The organism is Vibrio crassostreae 9ZC13 (assembly GCF_000272045.2).
In the GTDB taxonomy this organism is placed as follows: domain Bacteria; phylum Pseudomonadota; class Gammaproteobacteria; order Enterobacterales; family Vibrionaceae; genus Vibrio; species Vibrio crassostreae_C.
The window spans coordinates 1,075,557-1,101,900 of sequence record NZ_AJYZ02000019.1 but is presented as its reverse complement, the minus strand read 5'-3'; the positions used below and the strand labels follow the sequence as shown (position 1 = coordinate 1,101,900).

The following is a 26,344-nucleotide window of genomic DNA, read 5'->3' as shown; positions in this document are numbered from 1 at the left end:
TTATCAATTCAGAAAGCTAATGATGTCGTTTAAGATCAATTGATGTAGCTGGTCGCGTGATGTACCAACGCCATCTTTACAAATAATGCCATCGCCTGGCACTTCTTCTTCAAGCATCGGTACTGCCCCAGGTTTGCAGCTTTGAATGAAGCTGAAATGGGTAGCGCTTTCATAGACCTTATAACGTCTTAAATTAAGAGGCATGTGCTCAGCAATGTAGCCAGACTCTAATGCTTGAGGTAGGTCCCCAATATCAATCCCAGCCGCCAATATTAAGGTTGGCACTGTAATGTCATTTAAGTTGCCGACTGAGAAACTGCGAGCAAGCCCCAGATCAAGGCTAACTACACGTTGAATTCGAGGGTCTGAAAGGTTTTTACTGCTTGGTTCTGAGGGTTGGGCTTGTGATAGCCCTAATTCATCAGACAGCCCACAGGTACGCGGGTTAGGGTATATAAGACACTCGGCTTCAAAGGTCGCTCTATCTATTTTCGCTCCTGCCAATTGCATCACTGTCCAGCCTCCTAACGAGTGTCCGATTGCAGCGATATTGTTGGCGTTAACAGTTTGCTTCCATTGAACTTCGCTTAACAGGTAATCGATGGTTCGAGTGATGTCTCGCGGCCTTTCCCACCACTTGGCGGCTTGCTCTGGAGATTGGTCGAAAGAGGTGGTTCCCGGATGGTCAGTGGCCGCTACGATGTAGCCACGACTCGCAAGTTCGGTCGCCAACCAGTTTTGGTTTCGCCAGTTTCCTCGGTAGCCGTGTGATAGAAGTACTACTGGAAAAGTGCCTGATTGAATCTCAGCATCTTTGATGACTTGCGTACCGACGAAGGCTGGGTTATCGCCAATCAAGGTTGTGTCTGATACATCTTGTGTGGGATACCAAATGGCAGTGTTTAGCGGGCGATTAGGATTGTCAGTTAAGGTTACTTGAGTGAATCCGACACCGGAAGCGATGGATGGAGCACAAAGGAAAAGTAGGGATGTGAACAGTAAATGTATCCATTTCATGGTTTAACTCCAATTGAGGTGATTGGAGCCAATATGCGCTAAAGCCAGTGAGGGCGAGACCTCAAACACGATCGAGGACGCCCTAAATCGTGTTTGAGTACAAACTTAGCTATTTTGGATGTGCCTAATTCAGCTTATTAGTCACGAACTCTTTATTTCTTACCATCAGCCACATCAGGCCGCCTAGCGTACCGACGGATAATTGAATAAAGCCTAGGTTTTCAATTAGTGACTCTGGGCGTATTGAAACCAACACCATGCCAAGCGAGCCACAAATCATGCTGAAGAACTGTATCAGTGCGACGGCAGAGCCCGTGTCATGATCTTGTTGATTCAACATTAAGTTGGTGCCCGGTACTCGCATGATGATCGCCATTAATGTTGCTGGAGCAGCGATGAACATAAAGAACCAAGGGGACAGGTCGCCAATGGTTAGGGTGAAGATGCCCGCAAGCGCCAATAAAGCAAAACATCCTGAGATGACCTTTTGAACCGGCATTCGGTAGGACAACTTCATGTAAATTGTTGGACCAAATGAGGCGCATAATGCATTGAATGCGAACGCGTAGCTAAACTGTTGTTCGGTCAATCCAAAGTGATCGATGTAGATATAAGAACCCGCCGCAAGAAAGCCCATCAACGCCATCGGTATGATAGAGAAAATGACCAGTAGCTTGAGGAACGAGCGGTTTTTCATGACCACGCCCATTCTTCCCCATGAACGGAACATGGAACCTTGGTATTTGGTTTCGAGCGTTTCTCGGTAGCAGCAAGCTAATACTGACGCAAATGCACCAAAAATGGCGAGGGTGACGAACATCATTCGCCAAGACGCAATTTTCAGTAGAAAGGCACCAAATACAGGCGCAACCATTGGCGCGATGATCACCAGTGACATGATAGTCGCCATGATCTTTTCACGTTCTCGGCCGTCATAAAGATCTTTGACAATGGCGGTAGCGATAACGGTGATAGCACTGCCAGCAAAGGCTTGGAATACACGAGCACTAATCAACTGTTCGATGCTATTGGTCATCGCGCACAATATGCTCGCGACCATATAGCTCGCTAATCCAATTAATAGGATCGGCTTACGACCAAATTTTTCGCTGAGCGGCCCCCAGAACAAAAGACCGATGGCGTAAGTAACGAAGTAGCTGCTCAGGGTTAGGTTGACCATTGATCGGTCAGTATTAAACACCTCGACCATCTGCGGAAGCGCAGGTAAGTAAAGGTCGATGGTCAATGGAGGGAAAGCACTTATTATGACGAGAAAAAATAGCATACCGGTCTTTCCCAGTACTGGTTGTGGTCTCTTCAAGGTCGCTCTCCGTTGTCCAAGGTAGGTTTCTAATTGATGTGATATTGATATACAGAAGGTTAAGGCACGTCAGACAAGAAAGATAGAGTTGTTCAAGAATATGGTGAAAGTATCGATGAACTTATCTCTATGAGTCCGAATCTACGAAGTCGGTTTGTATACTGAATTGTATTACAAAACATTATTACTTTTATAGCTAACGAGTTCAATCAGTTAGTAGCAGGGTAGCTTGTGATCGCCAACGACACATTGTAATGATTATCGAGTTGGCTTGTTATCTTTTCTTTGGGCGCTTTTCGACTAAACCGTTACGCTCTAAACCGCGTCTAACACTGCTGCATAGCTTACCAAAGCGGCGCAGTTCCTCGAAGTTGGGGCCTTGGCCAATGGAAATACTGTGCTCCCAATACATTAACTCACTGTCGACCATCTCTAGTAGTTTCTTAGAGCAACCCGAGCAATTTCCTTTTGGACCACAGATAAACGTCTCTGACTCGTAAAGTGGGAGTTCGTTTTTAACTTCTTCAATTAAGTTAAGCATTGCCGAGTTTAAGTCTGGCTTTTTGGATGTAAGTGGCTTCAAGCTCGGTGCTTGAGTCGCAATTAATGGGGAAGTCAGTTTGTTAGGTTGTAAATTCAAAGCAGCTGATGACATATCAAAGGCCTCAAGGAGAGAAGAAGGTGGGCATGCTACTCTTCACAACAAAGTGAATCTTGATGTAGTGCAATAAGCGTGGATATATACCCAAAAGAGGTAGGAGCCACAAGCGGTTGTGACTCCTTATCAAAGCTCGGTACTAATGAGAGATTTTAGAATTCGGCGTCGAACTGGAATTCCATCCACTCTTTGGTGACTGGGTGGTGCAGCGCAAGTCTTTCTGCGTGTAAGTGCAATCGGTCGGCTTTATTGCCATACAAGCCGTCACCGACGATAGGCATGTTAAGGCCTTCTTGGTGTGAACAGTGAACACGCAACTGGTGTGTACGCCCTGTTTTAGGATGCAGGTAAACCTTAGTGGTTTGCCCGTTTCGCTCAATCACTTCCCATTTGGTTTCTGCTGGCTTGCCGTGTTCGAAGCAGACAATTTGACGAGGGCGGTCATACAAATCACCACGCAATGGCAGTCGAACATAGCCTTCATTTTCTGTTAGAACGCCTTCAATCATTGCCACGTAACGCTTTTCGACTTCACGAGTAATGAACTGCTTCTGTAAGCTCTTGTTCGCACGTCGTGTGAGAGCGAAGATTAGAATGCCAGAGGTCGCCATGTCTAAGCGATGAATCACAAATGGGCCTTCAACATCGGGATGCATTTCTTGAACACGTGTGTAGGCGGAATCTTTAATGGTTTTACCCGGCACGGATAGAAAACCTGCTGGCTTGTGTACTACCACGATGTGCTCATCTTGGAACAGAATATCCAGCTCTTTGCCTTCTGCTGGGTTCTCTAGCAATGGGTTTGGATCGACTTCTAGGCCTTTCATCATATGGCCTAAAATCGGCACACATTTACTCTGACAAGAAGCGTAGTATTTCTTGTGCTTGCGGATTTCCGACTTTGGAGAGCGGCCCCACCAAAATTCAGCCAATGCCAGTGGCGTGTAACCATGTAAGTACGCGTATTGCAGCAATTTAGGCGCAGCGCATTCGCCAGAGCCAGCTGGTGGTATCTTGTTTGGCGTGTTTTCAAAGATTTGGTTAAGGTCTTCAACGCTTCCTTCCGCATTTTGGAAAGCGTATTGTGAAAACAACTTGTGTTGAAGCTGATGAGAAATGTGTGCTCTTTGCTCTTTTAGCTCAGCCAGTTGAGTGTTGAACACATCAACTTTAGCTTGCAACACTTGCAGGGTCTGTTCCCAGTTAAGTTTTAGGTACTTCTGCTGGTTCTTGTCGGCAACACTGGCTTTGTTTAGCTCATTATTTAGCTGTTCGAAAGTTTGCTCATCAAGGTTTTCTTTACCTTGTTCACGTTGTTCTTTACGCGTTTTTCGGCCTTCAATAATCAATAGACGTTGAGCTTCAATCTCTTGCTCGGCTTGCGCTTTTTGCTGTGCCAGTTGCTCGCACAATTCAAGGTATTCAGTATTTGCTTGCAGCGCTTTAAACTCAGCGTTGACAGCCATCATGTCGGCTGTGTCTTGATGGAAAAAGCTGTCGCTGCTGAGCATGTCGAACACGGGCGGTACAAAGTGAGGCAGTAGGTTTTGGTCGGCGATTTTCCCTGAAAAAGCAGAGAAGTACCCCAATTCACCTTCAGGGCTTTTCACCAATAACACACCAAACATTTTGCCGCGACCAGCGTCAGAATCCAGTCCGAAGTCATGCTGCCAGTCGGTTTGAGTTTCTAGATATTGTTGAAGCTGATGAGAAGCGATTTCACACAGTGGGTGCGGTTCGTAGTAGAACGGGAATGTGAAACGCTCAGGCAACGAATATGACTCGATCGGCTGTTGAAAACGAGTGAAGCAATGCTCAGGTGTGTGGCTGTTTTCTGAGTCGTGCGTTGGTTTTGATGAGTGCATAGTCGTATTAATACTTATATCGTGGTGATAAATGGTTGTGAGTCTACTGTGTATGTTTAGAGACGTTAAACACAGTACAAGGCGGCGATTCTACTCTTTATCGAAAAGCGCCTCAAATAAGAAATGGTTCTATTACTGGATAGCTAAGCGAGACGGTTAATACTGAACCCATGAGTTATAGCTTGAACACCATTAATTGATGAGTAACTTCTCGTTTTTAATCATAGAAGACAATTTAACAAACCAAGGGTGGTAGCCTTGCTGCCCTCTTATGAAAACTAAGGTAACGTTATGATTCCACTCAATACTTCGATTGTTTCCGGTGTCGCTATTTCAGAGATCGACGGACAAATGAAAATGCTATTAATGAAGCGTGTTAAAGGTGAGTTTTGGTGTCATGTCGCAGGCTCGATTGAAGCGGGAGAAACAGGCTGGCAGGCTATCGTGCGCGAGTTTGAAGAAGAGACCCAAATTAAAGTGGAAGCTTTGTATAACGCGCAGTTTCTGGAGCAGTTTTATGAGGCGCACGTGAATGTGATTCAGCTAATCCCCGTGTTTGCAGTGCTATGCTCGCCCAACCAAGTGATTGAACTAAATGATGAACACACAGACTACCGTTGGTGCAATTTAGAAGAGGCAAAAGCGTTAGCGCCGTTCCCTAACCAACATGCCGTCTACGATCATATCTGGTTGTATTTTGTCGATAAGCCAGTCAATCCGCTTTACCGAGTGAAATTGAACTAATACTGGCTGTTTAAGATCTAGGACTTACCAAGGTAAGGGGTTAAAAAGGCGCTCACTTGCGCTTGGCATAACCCCACATCCACCTTCACGCCGTGCGATTCAAGGATCGCAACTCCACGACCATTATTACGAGGGTCTGGGTCTAGCATCGCCACCACTACGTGTTTTACACCTGCTTTAACCAATGTATTGGCGCAAGCGGGTGTTCTGCCGACAAATGAACATGGCTCTAAAGTTACGTAAGTGGTAACCCCTTCCATTGTTCCGTCCGTTTTGTCGTTATAGCTATTGAGCGCTTCGACCTCGGCGTGGTTTCCGCCGACTTTTTGCGTGTATCCAACAGATACCACCTTATCGTTCCTCACCAAAACGCAGCCTACTGGCGGGTTTGGTTGGCAATCAGGTAAGGCTTGGCGCGAAGCTTCGAGTGCTTGCAGCATGTATTGTTGGTTCATGGTCGTTACTCAGTATGACGAGGGCGCAGCAGTTGGTGAAGTGCGCGTTTGATTTGAGAAGTGGGGCATGTTCGATCTGATTGGGATTTTAGTCAATGGTTTTAGCATTTGAACTCTACCGCTAGTTAACTGTGACTCATCGTTAACTTGGGCCACTGGGTTAGCCAACCTTTGGATTGCACTCTTTGATCAAAGATATCTCGGTTACGCTTTGAATTGGGTGTGATTTGCAAATCAAACAAACTCTCTAAACCAAAAGATGAAATACACTCGACGTCTCCATTGAGGCTTTGCTTTACGGCGACGGCGGTTTCTTTCTCTGGCCAGTAACTCATCGCATCCAATGAGCCTTGGTAAGGTTCATCCCCATTTCTGGTGTGCATGCAGGCTTGATTGCGAACTTGCCAATTCAGTTCGGGTAACCGCTGTTTAAGCAGAGCCTCGTATCTAAGGTCCGATTCGTAGGAGGTATCAATGGGATCAAAGTAGATCACATCAATATCATTGAGTGGAGTCGGGGAGGCATAACCATGCTGGTGATCCCAAACGAGGTTTCTCACAAAGCCCGCAACGACGTAACACTGCGGTAAATCCAACTGAGCGACACAGTCTAAAACCTTCATTCGTAAGGGATCTTGTTTGATCAACGTGACGATGCGTTTGGCTAGCGGATGTATCATTATGATGTCGGAACATCAGTGACTTGGTAATGACGTGTCACGTTCTGGGAGATTTCACCCCATTCAGAGGCTTTTACTCGCTGTTGGTGCATTTCGAATGCTTCTCGGCTAGTGAATTCTTCATACACTTCAAAGCGATTAGGTTGAAGCGTGCTTTGACTGACTCGAAACACAATACAACCAGGTTCTTCTAGTGTCAGTTCTTTGTGCACAACCAAGGCATGTGTCACTGCTTCTAGGTCGTTGTCTGGCACTAGAATATGCCCTTGCAGAATTACTTTACTCATAATTACGTCCATTTAATTACGTCTATTTAATTTGGTCCATTATGGCTTTTTTCTATCAAAAGCTCTATCCGTTACAAACATAATCCCATTTTGATGTTGTAACGTATAGGCTAATGTGGCGATTATTAGTTCACATTGAATGCATTTTTTAGTTACACCGTAACTTTAAGGGTGATGTAATCAATAAATGATAAGACACTGGAACTAAATCAGCGTTGGTCCGGTCTATTAAATTAGTATCATTGAACTGTATTGATACTGAAATGAATTTGTCATCTGAGAGAACTAACCTTAATTTTGAACAGCGGCTCATAGGATTGATTTGAGCCATAGTTGATATCTAGGTCGTACTTTGATGTAAATGGTACTCAAAACTCTATATATTTTGTGATTTGTATCATTGATCTGGGCATCAAACACCGTTAGATTCGAATAGTTGGCAATAAAAATAGCTCATGAAGAGCAGTTAAAGAAAAGGAAATATCCCTTATGAAAAAAATGAGAAGAGCACAGCTTCATCGCGTTCGTATCCAATACTGGAAAGACACGTCAAAAGAAGCATCAAAGAAATAAGCTTTAATCGTAGAGCTTTAAAAGCTGAAAAGCTTAATCAAATGTAAAACGCAACAAACTGATTTCATTAGCACTCTCAAGGACCTTCATCTGGTCGGCGACTAACGAAATCATCCCCAAAGAGCTGGCAGGCATTAACAACAATGCAATTCAATGTCAGCTCATTAATACCTCCTCTAAGTTTATCTTCGTTTGTTAAACCTGTTACCCCAAACTAAAGCTTGTTCCTTGTTCCTTGTTATCGCATCCCTGTACTCGTTAACGTCTTGATAATAAAAAAGCTCCCGATTTCTCAGAAGCTTTGATTTAGATTTTGATATCTGATGTGACTGCTCGATAAAGGCTCGTGCTTAGGATAGACTCTAACGTTGGAACAGCGTCTTTAAGCTCACATCGTCCGTTCTATTTAGCTTTAGGCTCAGTAGATAGCCACCAACACCGATCAGTGCGTAAATACCTAAAGATAAAATCGGCGCTTCTGCAATCGCACTTAATGGGTTGCTTGCTATGAGTACATTCATTGGTAATGACGCGATGAGAGATAGGAAGTCATTGATGCCATAGAACCCAAACACTGCGACAGAGAGGAACTTAATCGCATAGCTTGAGATGAAAATGACAAGCAATGGAGAGTTTACCAGCTGCGAAATCGCTAGAGTGACGGTTGCCAGTGGCAATAAAACCAGTGCAACTAACATCATTCGTCCAAAAAACACGACCCAGTTGCTCAGCACATAAAACAGAGATTGTTGTTCAACCAATAGCGCCAGTTGTTGTTCACTTGAGACGTTCAATATCCAGAATAGAAAATCTGCGAACAGTACTAACAATGCACAGATAGCCGGAATCACCACTAAACCGAAGCCGAGTTTCACACCGTGAGTCATTACGTTAGATACCGGCATACTTCTCCAAAACATCGAACTGCCTTCTTGGCGCTCTTTACGCAGCGTTTTAGGGATGTAAAGCGTTGATAGGATCAGTGAAATAAGGCCCGCGCCAAAGTAGATCACTGAGTTGAGGTCTTGTGCGAACTCTCTGTGGATGTCGCTCACGTCACCGTTCACTTGCATTTCGAAGAAAAACTCATGCTGCGCTGCGCCATTGAAGAACAGACTAACGAACAGTAAGAAACCACATAACGCGACAAACAGAGGCAATCGAGTGTTAATTTTGTGCTCGATGAGTTCTTTTTCTAGCATGTAAAAACTTGGATGCATTATGCCTTCTCCGTCTGTGTTGCAAGGAATAGATCTGCGAGACCAACGTTATAGATGTTACCCAGTGATTCAACCTGCGCTTTGTATTGACCTTCCAATAACCACTTAGTGGTGCCCAGGCCTGATTGCGAGGTCAGTGGGTTGAGTTTCTGTATCTCGCTTGAATGGTTATTTGCGACTTCGATAATGAAATAGTCATTTTCGATGTCTTCCATGCTCTTTTGCAGCACACAATGGCCTTGTTTTAAAATCAGAACATCCGTTAATAAATGTTCAATCTCTGAAACCTCATGGCTTGCAATGATCATGGCGCGTTCGCCGTCGTGGAACCACTCAAGTAGATGGCGATAAAAAGTATCGCGGTACAGTAAATCTAGGCCAAGTGTAGGCTCATCTAAGATCAACACTTGGGTGTCAGTCGCGATGATGATCGCAAGGTGAAGTTGTACCTTCATTCCCTTAGAAAGCTGCTTGATAGTCGAAGAGAGCTTGATGTTGGTGCTGCTTAGCGTCTGTTCTGCTTTTTGCTTGTTGAAGCTAGGGTGTACACCTTGGGTGTATCTAAGCAGTTGCTTAACGGTCATCCACTCGGGTAACACGTTAACATCTGAAATGTACGACAAGTGCAGCATGAGTTCTGCATGCTGGTGGATAGGGTGGTAGCCATTAACCTCTATCTCACCTTGATAGCTGTGTCCACCAAGCAGTGATTTGATCAGTGTCGATTTCCCTGCGCCATTATGGCCCAGCAGTCCAAGCACTTGCCCCGGTTTTAACTCAAAGCTGATGTTCTCGACACCCACTTGATTTGAATAGGTTTTGGTTACGTTTTTCACGGAAAGTAACGTACTCATGACTTGTCCTTTATATGTTGTGCTAGCTGTTTCACGAGTTCTTCGACACTCATATCAATGATGCTTAGCGTCTCAGCGATGGCTGGGATCTGTGTGTTGATGAATGATTGGTGTGCGGACTCTTTCAATTTTTGAAGTGCCCCTTCGGCCACATACATGCCTTGGCCGCGTTTTTTCTCTACCAAGCCTTCATCCACCAGTAACTGGTAGCTTTTCATGACAGTAAGGTGGTTGATCTTGAGATCGGCGGCAACCGCACGCACAGAGGGCAATGCTTGTAGCTCTAGCCAAACACCCTGAAGAATTTGGTCACTGATCTTGGCGGCAAGCTGCCTAAAGATCGGCTGGTCGTCTTTCCATTCGGTCATAATTAAAACTGCATGGTGATATACATGTGTATAACACTAACCTATTTATTCGAGTTGGCAAGGATTTTATGAAAGTGCATCGGGTATTTTTATGTTTAGATAAAGCACGTTTGGTGGGGAGGGCACTTGAAGCCTACATCCTTGTGGGCTCTCAAGCAGCTGTATAAGCGATGATTATTTGAATAGGGAATGGTTGCTGATCAAGATTTCTATTAGGCTGGGCCTATTGCTCCTTTGAGTCATTAGGCCGGCTATACAGGTAACCTTGATGTAAGTTGTAGCCTAACTGACACAAGATATATTGCTGCCTACGCGTCTCGACACCTTCATAAATCATTGTGATATTTGATAGGCGTCCAATCTCCGAGATATTGAGCAATACACCCTGATGATGCTCTCCTGACTCGATATCCTTAACAAAGCAACGATCCAGTTTTAGATAGGCCGGAGAGATAACATTGATGATTTCGATGTTGTTATTGCCCGTACCAAAGTCATCCAGAGCGATAGTGATACCAAGCTTTTTGATATCCTTAATGTTATCGATAACCTCACACCCATAGCCAATGTTCGAATATTCAGTAATCTCTACGACAAACTCATTCGCTTCCATCGCGGCTAAATGCTCTCTGAGCCTTGCGAAGTTCGACCCTACCAAAGCACTCGGACACACGTTGACACCATAGATCTCATGGCTGTTGTTTAACTTCGCTTTTCTGACTGTCTCGATGAGTAAAATAGTATGAAAGGTGAGTAAATTGGTGCGTCTCATGGTGTTGATGAAGCTTAAAACGCCAACGTTACGCACACGAGATAACAACTCGTAGTAGAGAACGCAGTTGTCTTCGGTGTTGATGATCGGCTCTTCTTCAAAGGAGATGTGTTTCCAACGAAACAGGTAGATCACGAAACCCAGAATATAGGAGCGATAAAGCAGGGTGGCGAGTATCAGAGAAAGCGCAATCCATAGTGCAACAATGTCGTCACTGTAGAAGGTGATGGTTGCACCCGTTGGTAGGGAGGTTTGATAGATAGATTTACTCTCTTCGCCAAGGTTTAAGATGTGGTAACCATTCTTCTGGATGGAAATCGAATCGACTAATAGAGGCAATAGTGAGTTCTTGTATCGAGCTTCGATAGATCGTTTAGATATTCGAGCAACCATCTCAATGTCGTGCTCGGTATCCATGAAGCGTGAATAGGCAAAGTCAGCACTATCGTAGAAGTCGTCTAATTGATTGAGCTCTATCATCTTAGAACGTGTTTTAGAGATATAGCAGGAGTCATAAGGTGTGGTCATGACGACAGAATCAAGGTTGAGCGAGTGCCTTAGCGAGTGCACAGCCCCGTGGCTATCGCAACCGTAGTCCATGACTTCTGTGGCAATGTGTTTGGTGTTCTCACTGTATTCATTCGCAATCTTCGTCGTATAAAGGATTTGGGAAAAGTAGACAACGAATAGGAAAAAGGAAGAGATGGTGAACACGGCTATCAGAGCCTTAATCAGCTCTCGATGATAGGTGTTGAACATCAGTTTCAACATCTCGAACTGGCTGGGCTTGAACTGGTTGATGTCGTACTTAGGTGCGATACGGTTGGTTGAGCTTTTATCGAGATCGATAAAGTAACCTACCTTATAAAGGTTAGAGATAAGTTCGCTATTATTATCTACCTTCGCTTTCTTACATAAGCTTCGATATTTCTTTCTTATAGAAGCAATAATATTTTTTAACGCGTATAAGCTAAACTCTTCGTCAAAGTGTAATTTAAAAGATTCTTCAACATCTCGTGCAGATTGAGGGTTTGATATTGACGAGTGTTCAATAAGGTATTTGAAAACAAAACTCTCTTTACTATTAAGAGTTTCCTCTGATATCTTATTACTGTCTCTTTTTATGTATATTTTTTCTTCATTGTAGATTAGTTGCAAGCTCTCATTATTGTTATTTATATTGAAAGAACAGTGCATAGCTTAACTCCTAAGCGATAGTTATTATATTTGTGTGATGGATATGTGATGGCTGGGATTTTCATTCAACACAAGAGTTCGATCTAAATAATATAACCAAAATGTCACCATTTTATCTCAAGATGTTGATACTAATCGCAGAATTTGGGCTTTAATGAAAGGTTATGGAGATGTTCACCCAAATGTTGAATTTATAAATGAAAGCCAATGATTTACAAGGGGTAAGGGGGATTTATCCATTTGTTTTGGTATTTATCCATTTCACAGCTTCTACGCGGTAGGTTTAGCGACTGGATTTAGAGGTTTCTAATGTAGCTTCTGATGGTATTCATTCGGTTTATCGATGTGTGAGATTTATCATAATTTTTCATGATAAAATTAAATTATGTCATTTTATGTGATATTAATATAATTTATGTGGCGTATTGTTTTGGTGATTTAATTAAAGTAATCAATGATAGAATTAATTATATTTGTTGAATGATTGACTTTAATTTATTCTGTTACGAAATTTAAATAATTAAACTTTAAGGTGGGATATTTAAAATAGGGAAAGGATGATTTTTATCATGATGTGTTGATTAAAGAATTTTAATTGAATTATTATTGACATATGTATCAAATATGTGTCTATGTAAATATTAGTCGGCTAGTGATGAAAATAAGATATGAGTGAGGTTGGTGTTATACCATGAGCACTGCCTAAAAGTATAAGCAGCAGCAAGTTAGATCAATTAGTGTTATTTTTGAGCAAATGTTAGCGTAACCACATGATATTCAAAGATCTGTTGCGGTGGCTTTGTGTTAACTATGGAAGCGTGCAATCGTTGAGTATTTAACATGCACCATCAAGCACCACGATCTGTGGTTCTTTTTCTGGCTGATAAAGCACCTGACAAAAGTCTCCTTCTGGCGAATAGGTGTAGTTTTCGGTGTCGAAAGAGATGGCGGCTACTCTTTCTGCATTGCTGCCAGAGTCTACTTCTTTGTTGATGACATGAAGCTCTGTTGCGTCGATATTGAGCAGTCTTCTTAGTGAGTCAACATAGGCGATTGGGTAACCATGACAAACGTAGTAGGTCTCAATCTCCGTCTTTTCAACATAGTTGCACTCATCCTCAACGCCAGCAATCGCTGACTTCGCGTAGATCATATCGATACCCGTGCGAAGGTTACCAGCCACATCATGTATTTTACTCGCCCGAGCACTTCCTTGAACGTCTAAGAACTTGACCATAGCTGTCGCCGAAACGATCGCTAAAATTAATACAGAGATGATGAGTTCTAAAAGAGTGAAGCCGTTTTGTCTGTTCATGGTTACCGATTATTTACTCTGCTAAAGGGACGGAATGAGGGTAATCTAAATACCAAAGTCATTACAATTAGTGGGTATAATGGTTTGGTGTTTTATTGTGTGAATTTCTAAGTAATTTTCTTTATAAACAATAGCTTAATTATTTCCTCTTACTGTTAAACGCTATGTAAGCATACGTAAGCGTACACACCCACAGCAGCCGATTGTTTAGGAAGTATTCAAACGACTTAATTTATTGATAAATAAGTCTTTAATTGTAGGATTGTCGACCATTCAAAAACTGACTTTCGACTTCATTTGAGGGAATTGGTTTACTAAATAAAAATCCCTGAAGATACTGGTATCCACAATCGATTAAGAACGCTTTTTGCGTTTCGGTTTCGACACCTTCAGCAACCACTTTTAGCCCCAATTTTTCACAGATAGCATGGGTGGCTTGGACAATCGCTTTGCTCCCTTTGTGTGAACCGTGGACGAAGCTTTTATCGAGTTTCACGGTGCTAATCGGTAAGTCATGCAACATCGACAGTGACGAGTAGCCTGTGCCAAAGTCATCAAGGTGAAGCTCTACGCCCAATTTAGAAATATCGCTTAACGCTTGCCTGACTTCACCATGCTTGAAGATCATGGAAGATTCGGTGATCTCAAGGGCGATGCTTTGAGGTTGGATATTGTAGAAGTTCAACATTGCTAATAGCTGCTCGGCAAAGGTCGCGTGCATCTGAATACTCGAAATATTGATACTCATCATCAACTCACTATCAAACTCACGTTGCCATATCGATAGCTGTTTGAGTGCAGAGTTCAGAACCCATTTCCCGAGCGGTACAATCTGCCCCGTCTCCTCCGCTAAGCTAATAAACTCATCAGGGCCTATGTTACCTAGCTCTTTGTCTGACCATCGAAGAAAGGCTTCAAACCCTTTCACCTTGTCGCTGTTGGTGTTCATGATCGGTTGGTAGTGGGATATTTTGATTTCGGCAGGTGTGGGCAATCACAATGAATTCGTCGCCACCAAATCGCCCAATCATACACTTCTCATCTACCAGCTGTTTTAGACGCTCACCAACCTGTTTTAGTAGTTGGTCTCCGACAGTGTGCCCATAAGTGTCATTTACTAATTTGAAGCCATCAAGATCGACAAACATCAATTCAAACGGTGAGCGATAGGCAATGCTGGTTTCTAGAAGGTTGGTGATGCCACGGCGATTATAAAGCTCCGTTAAACAGTCGTGTTCTGCGTTGTATCTAGCTTTTATCAGCTTCTCTTTTTGCTTAGTTGTACAGGTTAGGTTTAACAGTAGTTCGCTTTTATCAAAGAGCCACTTTCCTTGCACATCAAAATGGTGTGCTCTGAAGGAGGAAACCTTGATAAACCAAGGCGCACCGGTTGTTGGTTCTCTATTCTGTAAACGTGTATGTACAAAAGTGATTACTATGTTTTGCGTACGGTAAATGTAGGGCTCTGATTCCAATATTGATGATCTATGACCAGTATATATACTGCCTTCGCTTTTAATAAATACTGGTGATAGGAATGTCGAAAACCAAAGTGCTCATTGTTGAAGATGACCAAGAGATAGCTCGTCTAACGACGCTTTACCTCGAAGCTGAAGGTTACAATGTTAGCGTTGTTCATGAAGGGAACTTGGCACTTGAAGCGATCCGTAGTATTGAACCTGATTTAGTGCTGTTGGACTTGATGCTTCCAGGGATGAGCGGCGCGCAAATTTGCCGTCAAGCCCGTGAGTTTTACAATGGAATGATTTTAGTGCTAACGGCTTCCGCCGATGAAATGAGCGAGGTCAGCTTGTTTAAATTTGGTGCGGACGATTACGTTGCCAAACCGATTCGTGGCCATGCCTTGTTAGCGCGAATTGAAGCGTTATTGCGTCGAGCGACTCCCGTAAAAACTGCGCAAGAAACTACGGCTGAAAAACAGTGCGATATTGTAATCAACAGCTCTGCTCAAAGTGCCACGCTCTACGGCCAAAACCTCAAGCTTACTTCTGCTGAATTTGAAATCTTAAACCTTCTCGTTAATAACATCTGTCAGGTCGTGACTCGAGACCAGTGCTGTCAGTTATTTAGAGGGATAGATTACGCGTTCAACGACCGCTCGATTGATATGCGCGTGTCTGGGTTACGCCGAAAGCTGCGCATTCACGCAAAAGACAAACAGTTGATTCGTACGGTTCGCAACAAGGGGTACATGCTGGTTGCGTAAGTTCATTGCTACGAAGCTTCGCTCGGTTTCGATGTTTGCTCGCTTATACCTTGGGATTGTGACTGGGATGTCGGCAACGATATTTTTGTTCTTGAACCTTGGTGAGGGGTACATGCGACGCACCGAGATCGAAACCTTCCTCAATGATGGCATCTACTTTGCGGAGCAGTATGTTCGTCAACACAATCAAGAAAACTCACTCTATAAAGAGCTCGATAGAACAGGCTACCAACAATTTTATATCTTCAATTTACGCCTGTTGGAGAATTGGTCGGGCGAGGCGCCTTGCCAACAATGTGAGTTATACACAACCTTAAACGGTGTGCCGATATATCTAAGTGATGACAACCTCTATTCGACCGTGTTTCAGCTACCAAACTCTAAATTCAGTTTTGGGTTCAGTGAGGTAGGGGACTTTTTCTCTCCTGACATTGAATGGTACGAAGACTCAGAACGACACTTTTTGTTAGGGCTGTTGTTGGCTGTGATTGTGGCGATTGGAGCAAGTGTTTACTTACCTGTGAGGCGTTTTCAAGAAAGAATAGAGTTGCTCGTCGAGAAGCAGAAACAGTTTGGTAAGGGCAAGCTTAGTACTCGATCTGACATGGACGACATCCATCCTGTTTCTGATTTGGCTAGCAGTTTTAACTTCATGGCTGAAGAGATCGAAAGCAAAGTAAAACAAAGTCATATTTTCGCTCAAGCTATCCCACACGAAGTACGAACTCCGCTAAGTCGTATTCAACTGGCGACCGATATCCTAAGAAGGGGAGCCCCCGATAATCATCAGGTTCTTTTCGATGACATTGATACCTACATTGAGGATATCAACGAGCTCACGTCAGAAATCATCATGCTGTCGAAGTTGAATGTCATGGATAACTCTTTCTTTGAGCTCGTTAAAGTGACCTCCGATCTTCGTGAGTATTGCCTAGACCGAATTCGTTACTCGAAACTAGACAATGCCACCTTTGAATCTAAGGTACAGCTAGAGTGCAAGATTAAGTGTGATTGCTCAATGGCACGCTTGGTGTTCGATAACGTTCTCAAGAATGCGGGTAATTACACACAAGACAAAGTGTGGATGACGCTGGATGAGAACTCAGAAAACTGGCTGGTGGTGATTGAAGACAATGGTTCTGGAATACCAGAGAATAGGCGTGATGAGGTATTCCTTCCGTTCTCTCGACTAGACTCAAGCAGAACGTCGACCAACGGTGGATTGGGGTTGGGCCTCGCGATTGCTCTATCGGCGGCTAAAAAACTTTCTTGGGATATCAAAATCGACGACAGCAACCATGGTGGTGCCAAGTTCAGTATCGTGATTCCTAAGATCGCATAAACTGTAGCTTTAAGAACTCTTCAGGCTCGTCAAATAACAAAGCCACGGACTAATACCGTGGCTTTTTCATATTCCGATTTACAAGCTAGTGACTTCTTAGTACTACTGCTTAGAGCTTAGAGCTTAGAGCTTAGAGCGATGAAGGCCATAAATAGCGTGGTCAATGATGCGACCATTCAAGTTTTCGTTACGCGTGATGATACCTTCTAACGTGAAATGTAAGCGCTCACAAACCTTACGGCTGCTTTGGTTACCGGTTGCGGCTGATATCTCTACCTTTTCCATATCTAACTCATTGAAAGCAATATCAATCAGCTTCTGGACAACGCGCGTCACAATCCCCTTTCCTTGGTATGTCTCAGATAACCAATAACCTATCGTCACCTTTTGCTTATCATGATCAATAGTATTGAAACTGCAGTTACCGACGACCTTGTCTTGATACACGATTGCACAAGTCATGCTTTTACCTTCGGCATAATCGTGTAGCGAGCGTTGGATGAAGATCCTAAAGTCTTGCTCGGTTTTACAATGTGGCGGCCACACGAGCCATTGACTTAGGTACTCATTCTGGCTTTGTGAGATTTCCGCGTAGTGAGAAGCGAAGCTCTCTTCAACCAATGCGATGGAGAGTTCGTTGTCGATAACCGTTTTAAACATGTCTTTCCTTTTCTTATGGCTGCTTATTTAAGCGAATCTTAGTCGGCAGGCTATAATGTCGTATGATTTTTAATATGCAACCATTTGTAGCACGGATTTTTCGTGATACGTTGGTTCTATCACGAAACTCATTAAACCTTACAATAGTTGTGTATATAATCATTAGCTATGCATTAGTATTAGCGGCCTAAATATATAAAAAATATAAAAATGCTAGGCTTAAATAATGAATCAACATTGCCAGGACGTGACCGTGGACTTAAGGAAGGCTCTATTCGGTATTGCTAAGGCGCTTGATAACGTCGGTTTCGAAAGTAAAAATCATGGACAGAGAGTGGGCTATATCGCGTATCGATGTGCTCTGAGTGTGGGGTGGGAAGAAGAGCAAGCGCAGCTCGCGTTTTCGTTAGGCTTGATTCACGACTGTGGTGTCTCGCAAATTGATGAACAGCTCAGTTTAACGTCTGGGTTTGTACCTGACTCAAGCTATCACCATTGTCAAAAGGGCTACCAAATATTAAAAGAGTGCCCAGTTCTTTCTATATTCGCTAAGCCGGTTCTTTATCACCATACTCCGTGGTCTGAGCTAAGGGCTATTCATATCAGCGAGTTAGAAAGAGAACTAGCTGCCATCGTGATGCTTGCCGATAGAGTCGATTATCTATACGGCATAACCTCTTCTGATCGTTATGGAAACCTAACACCAGATGGCAAAGCGAGCATCATTGAACGTTTGACTGAACAAGCGGATGAGATGTTCGAAACCAACCTTGTGCAACACATGTGCGAGTTGGTTGATTTGGATGACTTCTGGTTTTCTATGGAGATTCCATACATCGAGAACATGAGGGATAACTTTGAACCTGTGCCATTTTTCTCCCAGCAAATGTCGCTGGATGAGACGGTGGCCTTTGCCGAGTTTATCGCCAATGTTGTTGATACCAAAAGTTCGTTTACCTTTAAGCACTCTTTAAGGGTTGGGCAGCTTTCAGAATACCTCGCCAAACAGCTGGGTTATTCCTACACCACTCAGCGCAAACTCTATCTGGCTGGGTTAGTCCATGATATCGGTAAACTGCAAACCCCTAATGACATTCTGCATAAGCCGGATTTACTCACTGAAGAAGAGTATTGCTGTATTAAACGCCATGCAACGGACACTCGATTCGCATTGCAGGAGTTGTTCAGTTCACCTCAGGTTTGTCAGTGGGCATCTAATCACCATGAAAGGTTAGATGGTTCGGGTTACCCAATGGAAAAAACGGCGGAAGAGTTGGATCAACCCAGTCGAATTGTTGCTGTGGTGGATGTGTTTCAAGCGCTAACTCAGTCTCGACCTTATCGTGGAGGCATGACGTTAGAAGAGACTCTCGCTATTTTGAGGGACCACGTTGATAACTTTAAGTTGGATCGAGAAGTGTTTGAGTGCCTTAATAAACACGCGCAATATTGCTTTGAATTATCGACAGACAAACGAATGTACGCGTTTTAACGCCACTGAATGCTTTCGAGGTGTGACGCCTAAACTCATACTCGGTCGAAATGACTAAACACCAGAAACAGAAAAGCGATAGCCGAGGCTATAGCTTTTTTTAATGGGGGCTTATCAGGATTTTTAGATCGAGATTAGTATCGCTTTAAGATCTCGATGATCGCTTGCTCAGTTTCCGCTGCGATGATGGCATCAATGTCATTATCATTTTGGAACAACTCTGATAGCGCCATAATCGTATGGATGTGGCTATCTGAGTCCATCGCTGCCAGAGTAATCGAAAGGTAAACGTCACCGTTGTCTTCTGACTCTAAATCAACACCCTTCTTGAATACCGTTACTTGCAGTGATGCTTCGTTCACACCATCTTCAGGGCGAGCATGAGGCATCGCAATCTTTGGTGCTAGAACATAGTACGCGCCAATATCCTTGTGTTTTTGCTTGATAGCTTCAACATAGTTTGCTTCGATTTTGTTGCTCGCTAGCAGTGTTGAACAGGTCACATCTATCGCAGCATCAACCGTTAGGTTCTCTTCAGAGTTGATGATAACGCCTTGGTTACCAATTAAATCGAATAAGCTCATGAAACAATCCACCCTAGGATAAGACCAACAACGCCGAAGTCGAAGTCAGCAAACGTTGTCGCTTCAAGACCAAGGCCACCCAGTACTGGAAGCAGTAGCATTGGTAGGAAAGAGATACACAGACCTTGCGTGAATGAACCGAGAATTGCACCGCGTAGACCGCCTGTCGCATTACCGTAAACGCCTGCTGCACCACCTACGAAGAAGTGTGGAACGACGCCAGCTACAATGATTGTCCAGCCAAGCGCGCCTTGAACTGCCATTGCTAGTAGGCCAGCAGCGAAAGAACAAAGGAAACCGATAAGTACCGCGTTTGGTGCTACAGGGAATACCATAGGGCAGTCTAGAGCAGGTTTTGCGCCCGGTACTAGCTTGTCAGAGATACCTTTGAATGCAGGAACGATTTCAGCAATCAGCATCTTCACACCTTGCAGTACGATGTAAACACCACCGGCAAACACAAGAGATTGCATGAAGGTGAATACTACCCAGTTTTGACCGCCTGATACTGTTTCAACAAAGTCACCGCCAGCAACAATTGAGGCAAACATAAAGAAGATAGCCATTGTTGTTGCTACAGCAACTGGCGTATCACGCAGGAACATTAGGCTTTTAGGTACGTTGATGTCTTCTGTTGATTTTGAAGTGTCACCAAACTTGCTACCAATGTAACCCGATACTAAGTATGAGAACGTTGAGAAGTGACCCATCGCCAACTGATCAGTACCCATCACTTTCTCTGTGTATTTTTGAGCAAGTGCAGGCATGATAACCATCAGTGAACCCACAATGATCGAGCCGATTGCAACGAGAGCAGTGCCTTCGATGTTAGCTGTAGACAGGATTACCGCTACCAGCATAGACATGAACATTGTGTGGTGACCCGTTAAGAAAATATATTTTAAAGGTGTTAAACGAGCCAATAAAATATTCACAACGAATGCGAAGAACATAATTAGAGCCATTTCATAACCGAATGCTTCTTGTGCTAATGCAACAATTGCTTCGTTATTTGGAATAACACCACTTACGCCGAATGCTTCAGTAAATACAACAGAGAAGTTATTTAGTGCGCCAACAAGAGCGCCAGCACCAAAACCTAAAATTAGGAAACCCATTACGGTTTTAATTGTGCCTTTTAGAATGGTAGAAACATCTGCTTTTTGTGCAACCAGGCCGATAAAAGCAATTAAACCTACCATGATCGCCGGCTCTTTTAATAAGCCGAGCATGAACTCGAAAAAGTTTTGCATAATTTTGACCTTACATGAAAGTTTTTAGTTGTTCTTCAATAGATGCTTTGTCAAAAATATTTTTAAGGCTGATGATATTCTCTTTACCAGCGTCTTTTAGTTGGTTTGCAACGTCTGTTGCTGCAACCCAAATATCCGCATTGCTTGATGCTGCAGATGATAGATCTTCGTGATCAACTTCTGCTTCGAAACCGATTTTTTTAGCGACTTCTTTTACTGCCATTTCCATCATTAGAGAAGTACCAAGGCCGTTACCGCAAACTACAAGAATCTTTTTCATAATATTTGTCTCAATTGGATTTTAGGGGTTGAGAAACTTCGTTCTCTTATTGTGTGAGAGCATAGTAATGGAAGTATTCAGATTTCAATAAGATCCCCATCACAAAACTAAAATGAGATTGTGATGGAGATCTCGTTAATTTGTAGTAAAGATCCAGAGTGAGACTTTGATCAAATTTAACTTTTCACTCGAATATGCAACGTATTTTATTGAGAAAGGCAGGCTTAACTAGTTTTTATATTAGAATATAAATCTATAGAGGCTTTATTGTTGAAAACAGAGAGTTAATCGTATCGACCGTAGTCAGTAAGCATTTTCTTAAGCATGCTATTAACGTCTTTGGTCTTTTTATTTCTTTTAGTCAGTTCGCTAAGAGAGGTTGGTTTTGGGGAGGCAATATTTTCACTGTCGACTTCTTCTGTTTTATCTTTCATTTTCTGTACGGCAGGCAATAACATTCTAATTTCTTCGTTATTGGCATTGGTCAGTACCACAATATTTTCAGATTCAACTTGAGTAATGGTTAGTATCCCGTGTTTAACCGATTCAACCTTTTCACCAATCATAATTGATTCAGGCGCGACAGAACGATCGGTGAGTTGACCTGTACGTAATTTCGCCGCACTGATAGCGCGGATATTTCCAGTATTTTCAAACGCGACAATAACAGTATAGGTATTATAATATTCAACTACTGTCACATAGCCGTGTCTATTTGTTTTGAATCTAGCTCCATTGTTCATGTCGTGCGGAGCTTCCATTTTCTTCACGTGTTTCCTCTCTTAGTCTCGATGGCTGTTATATCTAATCAGCTCTATTGGTATTTTATAGATAATTATTTGGTGAGGTCATACAAAGTATATACGCATCTAAACTTAAGATGAATCTTGAAGTCTCGGGAAATGAGGCAGAGCACAGAAAAGTAGTAAGAATCACACAGAATTAACCGAGTGATTACGCTCACACACTTAAAGACTTAACATTACAAATTCAACTCCCTACAGATTGTTTACAGTTTTGAAGCTCGAAAACGACGACAAACAATACATTTTGCTTAATCCTTGATCGCGCGATCGTTTGCGTTAAAAAATGTGATGAAAGTCTCACTTAACTGTTTATACTTCTCTTCCGGTTTTAAGCCGGTGCTTAGCCAATACAAGCCGTCACATGGATATGTGAATGACCCCACGGACCGGACCAGCTACGTTCCACTGCTTGTATAAGGTGATTTTTTACATGAACAACTCGTTGTTACATTCGCTAACCCTGTTAGCTCCTTCATCGCGTAGCGTTTTGCTTGCGGTTTTTTGTCCTGTTCCTTTGATGTCATTTGCTTGGCTCATGTTCACTCTTTAAGGATTACTAGGACACATTATGAATATTCTATTTGGTTTTGTCGGTGTTCTTGCACTGATTGCTTGCGCGTACCTGTTATCTGAAAGTCGTTCTTCAATTAACTGGAAAACGGTCTCTCGTGCACTATTACTTCAAATCGGTTTTGCAGCCTTAGTATTGTATTTCCCTTGGGGACAACTGGCGTTAACAAGCCTAAGTAATGGTGTTTCTAGCCTGCTTGGTTTTGCAGACGTTGGTATCGCATTCCTTTTCGGTGACCTTGCTACTGAAGGCTTCATTTTCGCGGTTCGCGTACTTCCAATCATTATCTTCTTCAGTGCTTTGATCTCTGCGCTCTATTATTTAGGCGTTATGCAGAAAGTGATTCAAATCTTGGGCGGAGCGGTGCAAAAACTGCTGGGTACAAGTAAAGCTGAATCTCTGGTTGCTACAGGTAATATCTTCCTTTCTCAGGGTGAGTCTCCTCTTCTTATTCGTCCCTTTTTAAAGTCTATGACTCGTTCGGAACTGTTTGCTGTAATGGCAGGTGGTATGGCGTCGGTAGCGGGTAGTGTACTTGGTGGTTATGCTGGCCTTGGTGTTGAGCTTAAATACCTTATCGCTGCAAGCTTTATGGCGGCTCCGGGTAGCCTGTTAATGGCGAAGATCATTGTTCCTGAGCGCAGCACACCAAGTGACTACGACCACATTGAGCTCGATAAAGCTGACCAAAGCAACGTGATTGATGCATTGGCAAGCGGCGCGATGAACGGTATGAAGGTTGCAGTAGCGGTTGGTACAATGTTGGTTGCCTTCGTGAGTGTGATTGCGATGGTCAACACTGGCCTAGAAAGCCTAGGTGAAACGTTCGGTTTTGCGGGCATTACGCTGCAAGCTATCTTCGGTTACCTGTTCTCGCCTCTTGCATGGCTGATCGGTATCCCGAGTGATGAAGTATTGATGGCAGGTTCTTACATCGGTCAGAAGATCGTTATGAACGAGTTTGTTGCTTTTATCGACTTCGTTGAGAACAAAGCTCTGTTATCTGAACACAGCCAAGTGATCGTGACTTTTGCTCTATGTGGCTTTGCTAACATTGGTTCTATCGCGATTCAGTTAGGTTCAATCGGTGTTATGGCACCAGAGCGCCGTGCTGAAGTTGCAAACTTAGGTTTAAAAGCTGTAGCTGCTGGTACGCTAGCAAACCTAATGAGTGCATGCTTAGCGGGTATTTTCATCCTGCTTTAAGCTATATTCAGTTAAAGCGGACACTTTACTTACGGAGTTAACGTAAGGAGGGTGTCCGCTTTTTTGTGCCTGTTAATCAGGCGAAATCAGGTTTTGGCCGTCGACTGTGATTTGTCTATCGTGAGTAAAAGCTCACTCGGAAGAGTAATAGAGCCAGTTCCTTTTATCCGATATACTTGAATATCATCAGGTTGCGATTAATAACATTCGGCTTCGATTAAGAACATTCGATTTCGATTGAGAATATTCGGTTCCGACTAAGCATATCCGCTTTCGATTAGGAACAATGGCAACCAAGCTAAATTAATCAAGGGTCTCTCCATGAACATTCGCGTTCTCATCGGTCTTATTGTTACCTTCATTGGCTTGTTTGCGATGGTTTACCTAATTGCTGGCGGCGCTCAGTTTCCTATCTACCAGTGGCCAAAAGAGGCTTATCTCGGTTTGGTGTTCAGCGTGGTGTGGGGGGCTGGTGTCGCAGCGTCTGTAGCGTATTTCTTCTCGGCATTGGTGTTTGTTACTGTCGCCGTGGTTTGCTATGCGATCGGTTATAAAATCGGTGGGCTCTTTTCTTCAAGTTCTAAAGCTTAATCTTATCAAGGTGTGCTGATGTTCATTGAAGTAGGGCTGATTTGAATGCACTGGCTCGATCGTTGGAAGGTGTATCGCTATCATCGGAAACAAACTAACCGCTCGAATGGCGACAAGGCTAAAGCTTTAGGTTGGACTAGCGAAGAGAGTCAATTGTGTCGCTTTGAAGTAATCGCTCGTGCGGCGGACTTCGAAAAGAAGAGTGTTTTAGATTTGGGTTGCGGCTATGGCGAGCTGTTTGAACTGCTCGACAGCATCTATCGTATTCAATCTTATACCGGCGTTGACCAACACGCAGGCTTTCTTAAGAAGGCGAAGCAAAACTACACAGAAGATCGTTGTCAGTTTTTGGCGGGTGATATGAGCAAAATGAACCTTGAGGCGCACGACATTGTCATCGCTAGTGGTTCACTGAACTACATCTCTCGTGATTCTGATTATCTGACAAACATGATTACTCGCATGTATGAACTGGCGAATCAGACGGTGATTTTTAATCTTCTCAACTCAAGCCAGTATCCTTCGCGTAATACCTTGATGAGTTATCACCCTCAAGGTGTCTATCGTTTCTGTAAAACGCTCTGCGATGATGTCTCTTTAACGGAGGGCTACGCAGAAGGGGATTTTACGATAGTGATGAACAAAGCCGTGTCAGGAGCTTGATGTCGTCTTTGTTTTTATCTTTACGCAGGTTTTGATATTAACAACTTTTGATACGAGTACTGACGTAGTAAACAGCAAAAAGCCGCAGCCTTGAAAGGTATGCGGCTTTTTGGGTTCTATGACCAACCTAGGCTAGGTATGCTGCTAGTTCTTCGGTGGTTGGTTTTTAATAAGTCCGTAAGGGATGTTAGTAAATACCTTAGGGTTGCCTTCATAGGTCGGCGCTTCATTCACTTGCTGCCAATCGAGTAGCATGATTGCTAGCACATTGCGGTGTTCACCGTACTCAAGATCAAAATCACCAGTGATAGAAGGGATCATGCCTTGTTTCTCATCGATAGAAGCTTGAATCGCGAGTCGAGTTTTCTCTAGAACTGGGTCATCTTCTAAACCTGCCAGTAAGAAGGTCAATCCAACCTCAGCAATCACATCTTCTTTCGCACGCAACAGAATCGTATCGATGTTTTCTCTGAAGTAATCGTAGATCCATTGATGATCTTGCTCGCTCACTTGATGCTGATAGTACTCGGAATCGCCAAAGATGACGTGTGTCATGCCGTAGAGTTTGTTGCCAAATTGCTGACTTGAAAGCTTCTTATCTTCATCGTCTGGGTACGCTTTTTTGAAGGTTTCGACAAACTCATCAACGACATCTTGTTCACCCAGTTGGCGCAGCCAGTAGACTTGATTGGCGAGTTGAGCCGCCCACGCTTTCACCATGTCTTCATTGGTCACGTATCGTGAGAAGTCATAGCGACGAATGATTTCGCGTAGCTTGGCATCGTTCTTGTGTTCTAAACCGTATTCGTTAGCACGAGCCATAGAGCCTAGAAGGTCAACACCAAGGTAAAGGTATTCAGGCATGTGCTTGGTGATGTTGTAGCGTCGAATACTGCGCTCATCGTTATCACCAATATAAGATGCAACTCGCTTCTCTGAGTAGAGTACGATTTGTTCCATGGTTTGAACGTCATTCGACAGGGTGCTGAGCTTGCTTGCCACTCGAGCCATGTCGCTCCACACCGCCGCTGAATACTTATCGTCTAATGTTTGACGATACATGCGCAGCCCGTAGTGACCTTCTTTGAATGCAGGCAGGGTGTAAAGCTGGCTTTCGTAGGTGGTGCGAATTAGGTCTGCAGATTGCTTGAAAGATTGTTCTTGAGAATTGAGCGAATCTGCTTGGGATTGAACGTTCACTGCGGTTGGCGCTTGAACGTTTTCTTGTGCGTGAACGGCAACCGAGGCTGATAGCAATGTACACAGTGTGATAGTTTTTAACTTCATGTCGTGAGGTACCAAGCTGATTATTAGTCTATGTAAAATAACATTGATGAATCCTT

General features: G+C 43.4%; 25 protein-coding genes and 1 pseudogene. 7 read left to right on the top strand and 19 right to left on the bottom strand.

All coding sequences use genetic code 11. The features are described 5' to 3' along the window. Positions 1–3: 3 nt before the first annotated feature. The 4 genes from A136_RS06055 to A136_RS06040 form a co-directional block, all read right to left on the bottom strand. Complete coding sequence (locus A136_RS06055; RefSeq protein WP_017064886.1) at positions 4–1,017, bottom strand: alpha/beta hydrolase family protein; 1,014 nt, start codon at positions 1,015–1,017, stop codon at positions 4–6. A 124-nt stretch (positions 1,018–1,141) separates the two neighbouring features. Next, entirely contained in the window at positions 1,142–2,302 is a 1,161-nt protein-coding gene (locus A136_RS06050) for a multidrug effflux MFS transporter (protein WP_017064885.1), read from the bottom strand. A 310-nt stretch (positions 2,303–2,612) separates the two neighbouring features. Continuing rightward, positions 2,613–2,993 (bottom strand): hypothetical protein, encoded by a 381-nt coding sequence (locus tag A136_RS06045; RefSeq protein WP_017064884.1) that lies wholly within the window; start codon positions 2,991–2,993, stop codon positions 2,613–2,615. Between the two features lie 155 nt (positions 2,994–3,148). Then, positions 3,149–4,861: an RluA family pseudouridine synthase gene (locus A136_RS06040; protein WP_017064883.1), complete on the bottom strand. Its 1,713-nt coding sequence runs from the start codon at positions 4,859–4,861 to the stop codon at positions 3,149–3,151. Between the two features lie 291 nt (positions 4,862–5,152). On the opposite strand from A136_RS06040, the gene A136_RS06035 reads away from it, so the two are divergent. After that, positions 5,153–5,605 carry an NUDIX hydrolase gene (locus tag A136_RS06035; RefSeq protein WP_017064882.1) on the top strand — a complete coding sequence of 151 codons (453 nt, stop codon included), beginning with the start codon at positions 5,153–5,155 and terminating at the stop codon, positions 5,603–5,605. 17 nt (positions 5,606–5,622) lie between these two features. Here A136_RS06035 and A136_RS06030 read toward each other — a convergent pair whose 3' ends face one another. The 9 genes and pseudogenes from A136_RS06030 to A136_RS05990 form a co-directional block, all read right to left on the bottom strand. Then, positions 5,623–6,060, bottom strand: a complete 438-nt coding sequence (locus A136_RS06030) for a bifunctional diaminohydroxyphosphoribosylaminopyrimidine deaminase/5-amino-6-(5-phosphoribosylamino)uracil reductase RibD (protein ID WP_017064881.1) — start codon at positions 6,058–6,060, stop codon at positions 5,623–5,625. Positions 6,061–6,185: 125 nt separating this feature from the next. Further along, positions 6,186–6,740 carry a nucleotidyltransferase family protein gene (locus A136_RS06025; RefSeq protein ID WP_017064880.1) on the bottom strand — a complete coding sequence of 185 codons (555 nt, stop codon included), beginning with the start codon at positions 6,738–6,740 and terminating at the stop codon, positions 6,186–6,188. Beyond that, on the bottom strand, positions 6,740–7,027 hold the full coding sequence (locus A136_RS06020; RefSeq protein ID WP_017060584.1) for a putative quinol monooxygenase: 288 nt from the start codon (positions 7,025–7,027) through the stop codon (positions 6,740–6,742). The genes A136_RS06025 and A136_RS06020 overlap by 1 nt, the downstream gene beginning before the upstream one ends. 935 nt (positions 7,028–7,962) lie before the next feature. Next, positions 7,963–8,820 (bottom strand): hypothetical protein, encoded by an 858-nt coding sequence (locus A136_RS06015; RefSeq protein WP_017064879.1) that lies wholly within the window; start codon positions 8,818–8,820, stop codon positions 7,963–7,965. Continuing rightward, positions 8,820–9,674: an ABC transporter ATP-binding protein gene (locus tag A136_RS06010; RefSeq protein WP_017060586.1), complete on the bottom strand. Its 855-nt coding sequence runs from the start codon at positions 9,672–9,674 to the stop codon at positions 8,820–8,822. Before A136_RS06010 ends, A136_RS06015 begins: the two co-directional genes overlap by 1 nt. Further along, positions 9,671–10,042, bottom strand: coding sequence for a GntR family transcriptional regulator (locus A136_RS06005; RefSeq protein ID WP_017060587.1), 372 nt, complete (start codon positions 10,040–10,042; stop codon positions 9,671–9,673). The genes A136_RS06010 and A136_RS06005 overlap by 4 nt, the downstream gene beginning before the upstream one ends. Positions 10,043–10,265: 223 nt before the next feature. Further along, positions 10,266–12,011, bottom strand: coding sequence for an EAL domain-containing protein (locus A136_RS06000; RefSeq protein ID WP_017064878.1), 1,746 nt, complete (start codon positions 12,009–12,011; stop codon positions 10,266–10,268). Positions 12,012–12,846: 835 nt separating this feature from the next. Further along, positions 12,847–13,326, bottom strand: a complete 480-nt coding sequence (locus A136_RS05995; protein ID WP_017060589.1) for a type II secretion system protein — start codon at positions 13,324–13,326, stop codon at positions 12,847–12,849. A gap of 250 nt (positions 13,327–13,576) precedes the next feature. After that, positions 13,577–14,681 (bottom strand): annotated as a pseudogene (locus tag A136_RS05990) (putative bifunctional diguanylate cyclase/phosphodiesterase); the annotation flags it as partial. 182 nt (positions 14,682–14,863) lie between these two features. Between A136_RS05990 and A136_RS05985 the strand changes: the two are divergent. Further along, positions 14,864–15,553 (top strand): response regulator transcription factor, encoded by a 690-nt coding sequence (locus A136_RS05985; protein WP_017060591.1) that lies wholly within the window; start codon positions 14,864–14,866, stop codon positions 15,551–15,553. Next, on the top strand, positions 15,546–16,895 hold the full coding sequence (locus A136_RS05980; protein ID WP_017064877.1) for a sensor histidine kinase: 1,350 nt from the start codon (positions 15,546–15,548) through the stop codon (positions 16,893–16,895). Before A136_RS05985 ends, A136_RS05980 begins: the two co-directional genes overlap by 8 nt. 123 nt (positions 16,896–17,018) lie before the next feature. Here the strand turns inward: A136_RS05980 and A136_RS05975 are convergent, their stop codons facing one another. Continuing rightward, positions 17,019–17,555 carry a GNAT family N-acetyltransferase gene (locus A136_RS05975; protein ID WP_017064876.1) on the bottom strand — a complete coding sequence of 179 codons (537 nt, stop codon included), beginning with the start codon at positions 17,553–17,555 and terminating at the stop codon, positions 17,019–17,021. A gap of 226 nt (positions 17,556–17,781) precedes the next feature. Here A136_RS05975 and A136_RS05970 point away from each other — a divergent pair, with 226 nt between their 5' ends. Further along, positions 17,782–19,047: an HD-GYP domain-containing protein gene (locus tag A136_RS05970; protein WP_017064875.1), complete on the top strand. Its 1,266-nt coding sequence runs from the start codon at positions 17,782–17,784 to the stop codon at positions 19,045–19,047. 134 nt (positions 19,048–19,181) lie between these two features. Here A136_RS05970 and A136_RS05965 read toward each other — a convergent pair whose 3' ends face one another. The 4 genes from A136_RS05965 to A136_RS05950 form a co-directional block, all read right to left on the bottom strand. Then, on the bottom strand, positions 19,182–19,631 hold the full coding sequence (locus A136_RS05965; protein WP_017064874.1) for a PTS sugar transporter subunit IIA: 450 nt from the start codon (positions 19,629–19,631) through the stop codon (positions 19,182–19,184). Next, positions 19,628–20,884, bottom strand: a complete 1,257-nt coding sequence (locus A136_RS05960; RefSeq protein ID WP_017064873.1) for a PTS ascorbate transporter subunit IIC — start codon at positions 20,882–20,884, stop codon at positions 19,628–19,630. The genes A136_RS05965 and A136_RS05960 overlap by 4 nt, the downstream gene beginning before the upstream one ends. A gap of 10 nt (positions 20,885–20,894) precedes the next feature. Further along, the gene (locus tag A136_RS05955) at positions 20,895–21,164 is read right to left on the bottom strand and encodes a PTS sugar transporter subunit IIB (RefSeq protein WP_017064872.1); all 270 of its coding nucleotides are present in this window, start codon (positions 21,162–21,164) and stop codon (positions 20,895–20,897) included. A 284-nt stretch (positions 21,165–21,448) separates the two neighbouring features. Further along, entirely contained in the window at positions 21,449–21,925 is a 477-nt protein-coding gene (locus A136_RS05950) for a hypothetical protein (RefSeq protein WP_029235263.1), read from the bottom strand. Between the two features lie 613 nt (positions 21,926–22,538). Between A136_RS05950 and A136_RS05945 the strand changes: the two genes are divergently transcribed. The 3 genes from A136_RS05945 to A136_RS05935 all read left to right on the top strand — a co-directional run bounded on the left by A136_RS05945 (position 22,539) and on the right by A136_RS05935 (position 25,001). Beyond that, on the top strand, positions 22,539–23,747 hold the full coding sequence (locus A136_RS05945; RefSeq protein WP_017060598.1) for a NupC/NupG family nucleoside CNT transporter: 1,209 nt from the start codon (positions 22,539–22,541) through the stop codon (positions 23,745–23,747). A gap of 321 nt (positions 23,748–24,068) precedes the next feature. Further along, complete coding sequence (locus tag A136_RS05940) at positions 24,069–24,338, top strand: hypothetical protein (protein ID WP_017064869.1); 270 nt, start codon at positions 24,069–24,071, stop codon at positions 24,336–24,338. Between the two features lie 45 nt (positions 24,339–24,383). After that, the gene (locus A136_RS05935) at positions 24,384–25,001 is read left to right on the top strand and encodes a class I SAM-dependent methyltransferase (RefSeq protein WP_017064868.1); all 618 of its coding nucleotides are present in this window, start codon (positions 24,384–24,386) and stop codon (positions 24,999–25,001) included. A 144-nt stretch (positions 25,002–25,145) separates the two neighbouring features. Here the strand turns inward: A136_RS05935 and A136_RS05930 are convergent, their stop codons facing one another. Next, positions 25,146–26,288 (bottom strand): DUF3541 domain-containing protein, encoded by a 1,143-nt coding sequence (locus A136_RS05930; protein WP_017064867.1) that lies wholly within the window; start codon positions 26,286–26,288, stop codon positions 25,146–25,148. Positions 26,289–26,344: the final 56 nt, after the last annotated feature.

Excerpts from the sequence above, each read along its gene's own strand:
- A136_RS06040 (WP_017064883.1), bottom strand. The coding sequence starts at position 4,861 with ATGCACTCATCAAAACCAACGCACGACTCAGAAAACAGCCACACACCT.
- A136_RS05950 (WP_029235263.1), bottom strand. The coding sequence starts at position 21,925 with ATGGAAGCTCCGCACGACATGAACAATGGAGCTAGATTCAAAACAAAT.
- A136_RS05940 (WP_017064869.1), top strand. The coding sequence starts at position 24,069 with ATGAACATTCGCGTTCTCATCGGTCTTATTGTTACCTTCATTGGCTTG.
- A136_RS05945 (WP_017060598.1), top strand. The coding sequence starts at position 22,539 with ATGAATATTCTATTTGGTTTTGTCGGTGTTCTTGCACTGATTGCTTGC.
- A136_RS05930 (WP_017064867.1), bottom strand. The coding sequence starts at position 26,288 with ATGAAGTTAAAAACTATCACACTGTGTACATTGCTATCAGCCTCGGTT.
- A136_RS06005 (WP_017060587.1), bottom strand. The coding sequence starts at position 10,042 with ATGACCGAATGGAAAGACGACCAGCCGATCTTTAGGCAGCTTGCCGCC.
- A136_RS06050 (WP_017064885.1), bottom strand. The coding sequence starts at position 2,302 with ATGCTATTTTTTCTCGTCATAATAAGTGCTTTCCCTCCATTGACCATC.
- A136_RS06010 (WP_017060586.1), bottom strand. The coding sequence starts at position 9,674 with ATGAGTACGTTACTTTCCGTGAAAAACGTAACCAAAACCTATTCAAAT.
- A136_RS05935 (WP_017064868.1), top strand. The coding sequence starts at position 24,384 with ATGCACTGGCTCGATCGTTGGAAGGTGTATCGCTATCATCGGAAACAA.
- A136_RS06000 (WP_017064878.1), bottom strand. The coding sequence starts at position 12,011 with ATGCACTGTTCTTTCAATATAAATAACAATAATGAGAGCTTGCAACTA.
- A136_RS06055 (WP_017064886.1), bottom strand. The coding sequence starts at position 1,017 with ATGAAATGGATACATTTACTGTTCACATCCCTACTTTTCCTTTGTGCT.
- A136_RS05960 (WP_017064873.1), bottom strand. The coding sequence starts at position 20,884 with ATGCAAAACTTTTTCGAGTTCATGCTCGGCTTATTAAAAGAGCCGGCG.
- A136_RS06030 (WP_017064881.1), bottom strand. The coding sequence starts at position 6,060 with ATGAACCAACAATACATGCTGCAAGCACTCGAAGCTTCGCGCCAAGCC.
- A136_RS05965 (WP_017064874.1), bottom strand. The coding sequence starts at position 19,631 with ATGAGCTTATTCGATTTAATTGGTAACCAAGGCGTTATCATCAACTCT.
- A136_RS06025 (WP_017064880.1), bottom strand. The coding sequence starts at position 6,740 with ATGATACATCCGCTAGCCAAACGCATCGTCACGTTGATCAAACAAGAT.
- A136_RS05975 (WP_017064876.1), bottom strand. The coding sequence starts at position 17,555 with ATGTTTAAAACGGTTATCGACAACGAACTCTCCATCGCATTGGTTGAA.
- A136_RS06015 (WP_017064879.1), bottom strand. The coding sequence starts at position 8,820 with ATGCATCCAAGTTTTTACATGCTAGAAAAAGAACTCATCGAGCACAAA.
- A136_RS06020 (WP_017060584.1), bottom strand. The coding sequence starts at position 7,027 with ATGAGTAAAGTAATTCTGCAAGGGCATATTCTAGTGCCAGACAACGAC.
- A136_RS05985 (WP_017060591.1), top strand. The coding sequence starts at position 14,864 with ATGTCGAAAACCAAAGTGCTCATTGTTGAAGATGACCAAGAGATAGCT.
- A136_RS05970 (WP_017064875.1), top strand. The coding sequence starts at position 17,782 with ATGAATCAACATTGCCAGGACGTGACCGTGGACTTAAGGAAGGCTCTA.
- A136_RS05995 (WP_017060589.1), bottom strand. The coding sequence starts at position 13,326 with ATGAACAGACAAAACGGCTTCACTCTTTTAGAACTCATCATCTCTGTA.
- A136_RS06035 (WP_017064882.1), top strand. The coding sequence starts at position 5,153 with ATGATTCCACTCAATACTTCGATTGTTTCCGGTGTCGCTATTTCAGAG.
- A136_RS05955 (WP_017064872.1), bottom strand. The coding sequence starts at position 21,164 with ATGAAAAAGATTCTTGTAGTTTGCGGTAACGGCCTTGGTACTTCTCTA.
- A136_RS06045 (WP_017064884.1), bottom strand. The coding sequence starts at position 2,993 with ATGTCATCAGCTGCTTTGAATTTACAACCTAACAAACTGACTTCCCCA.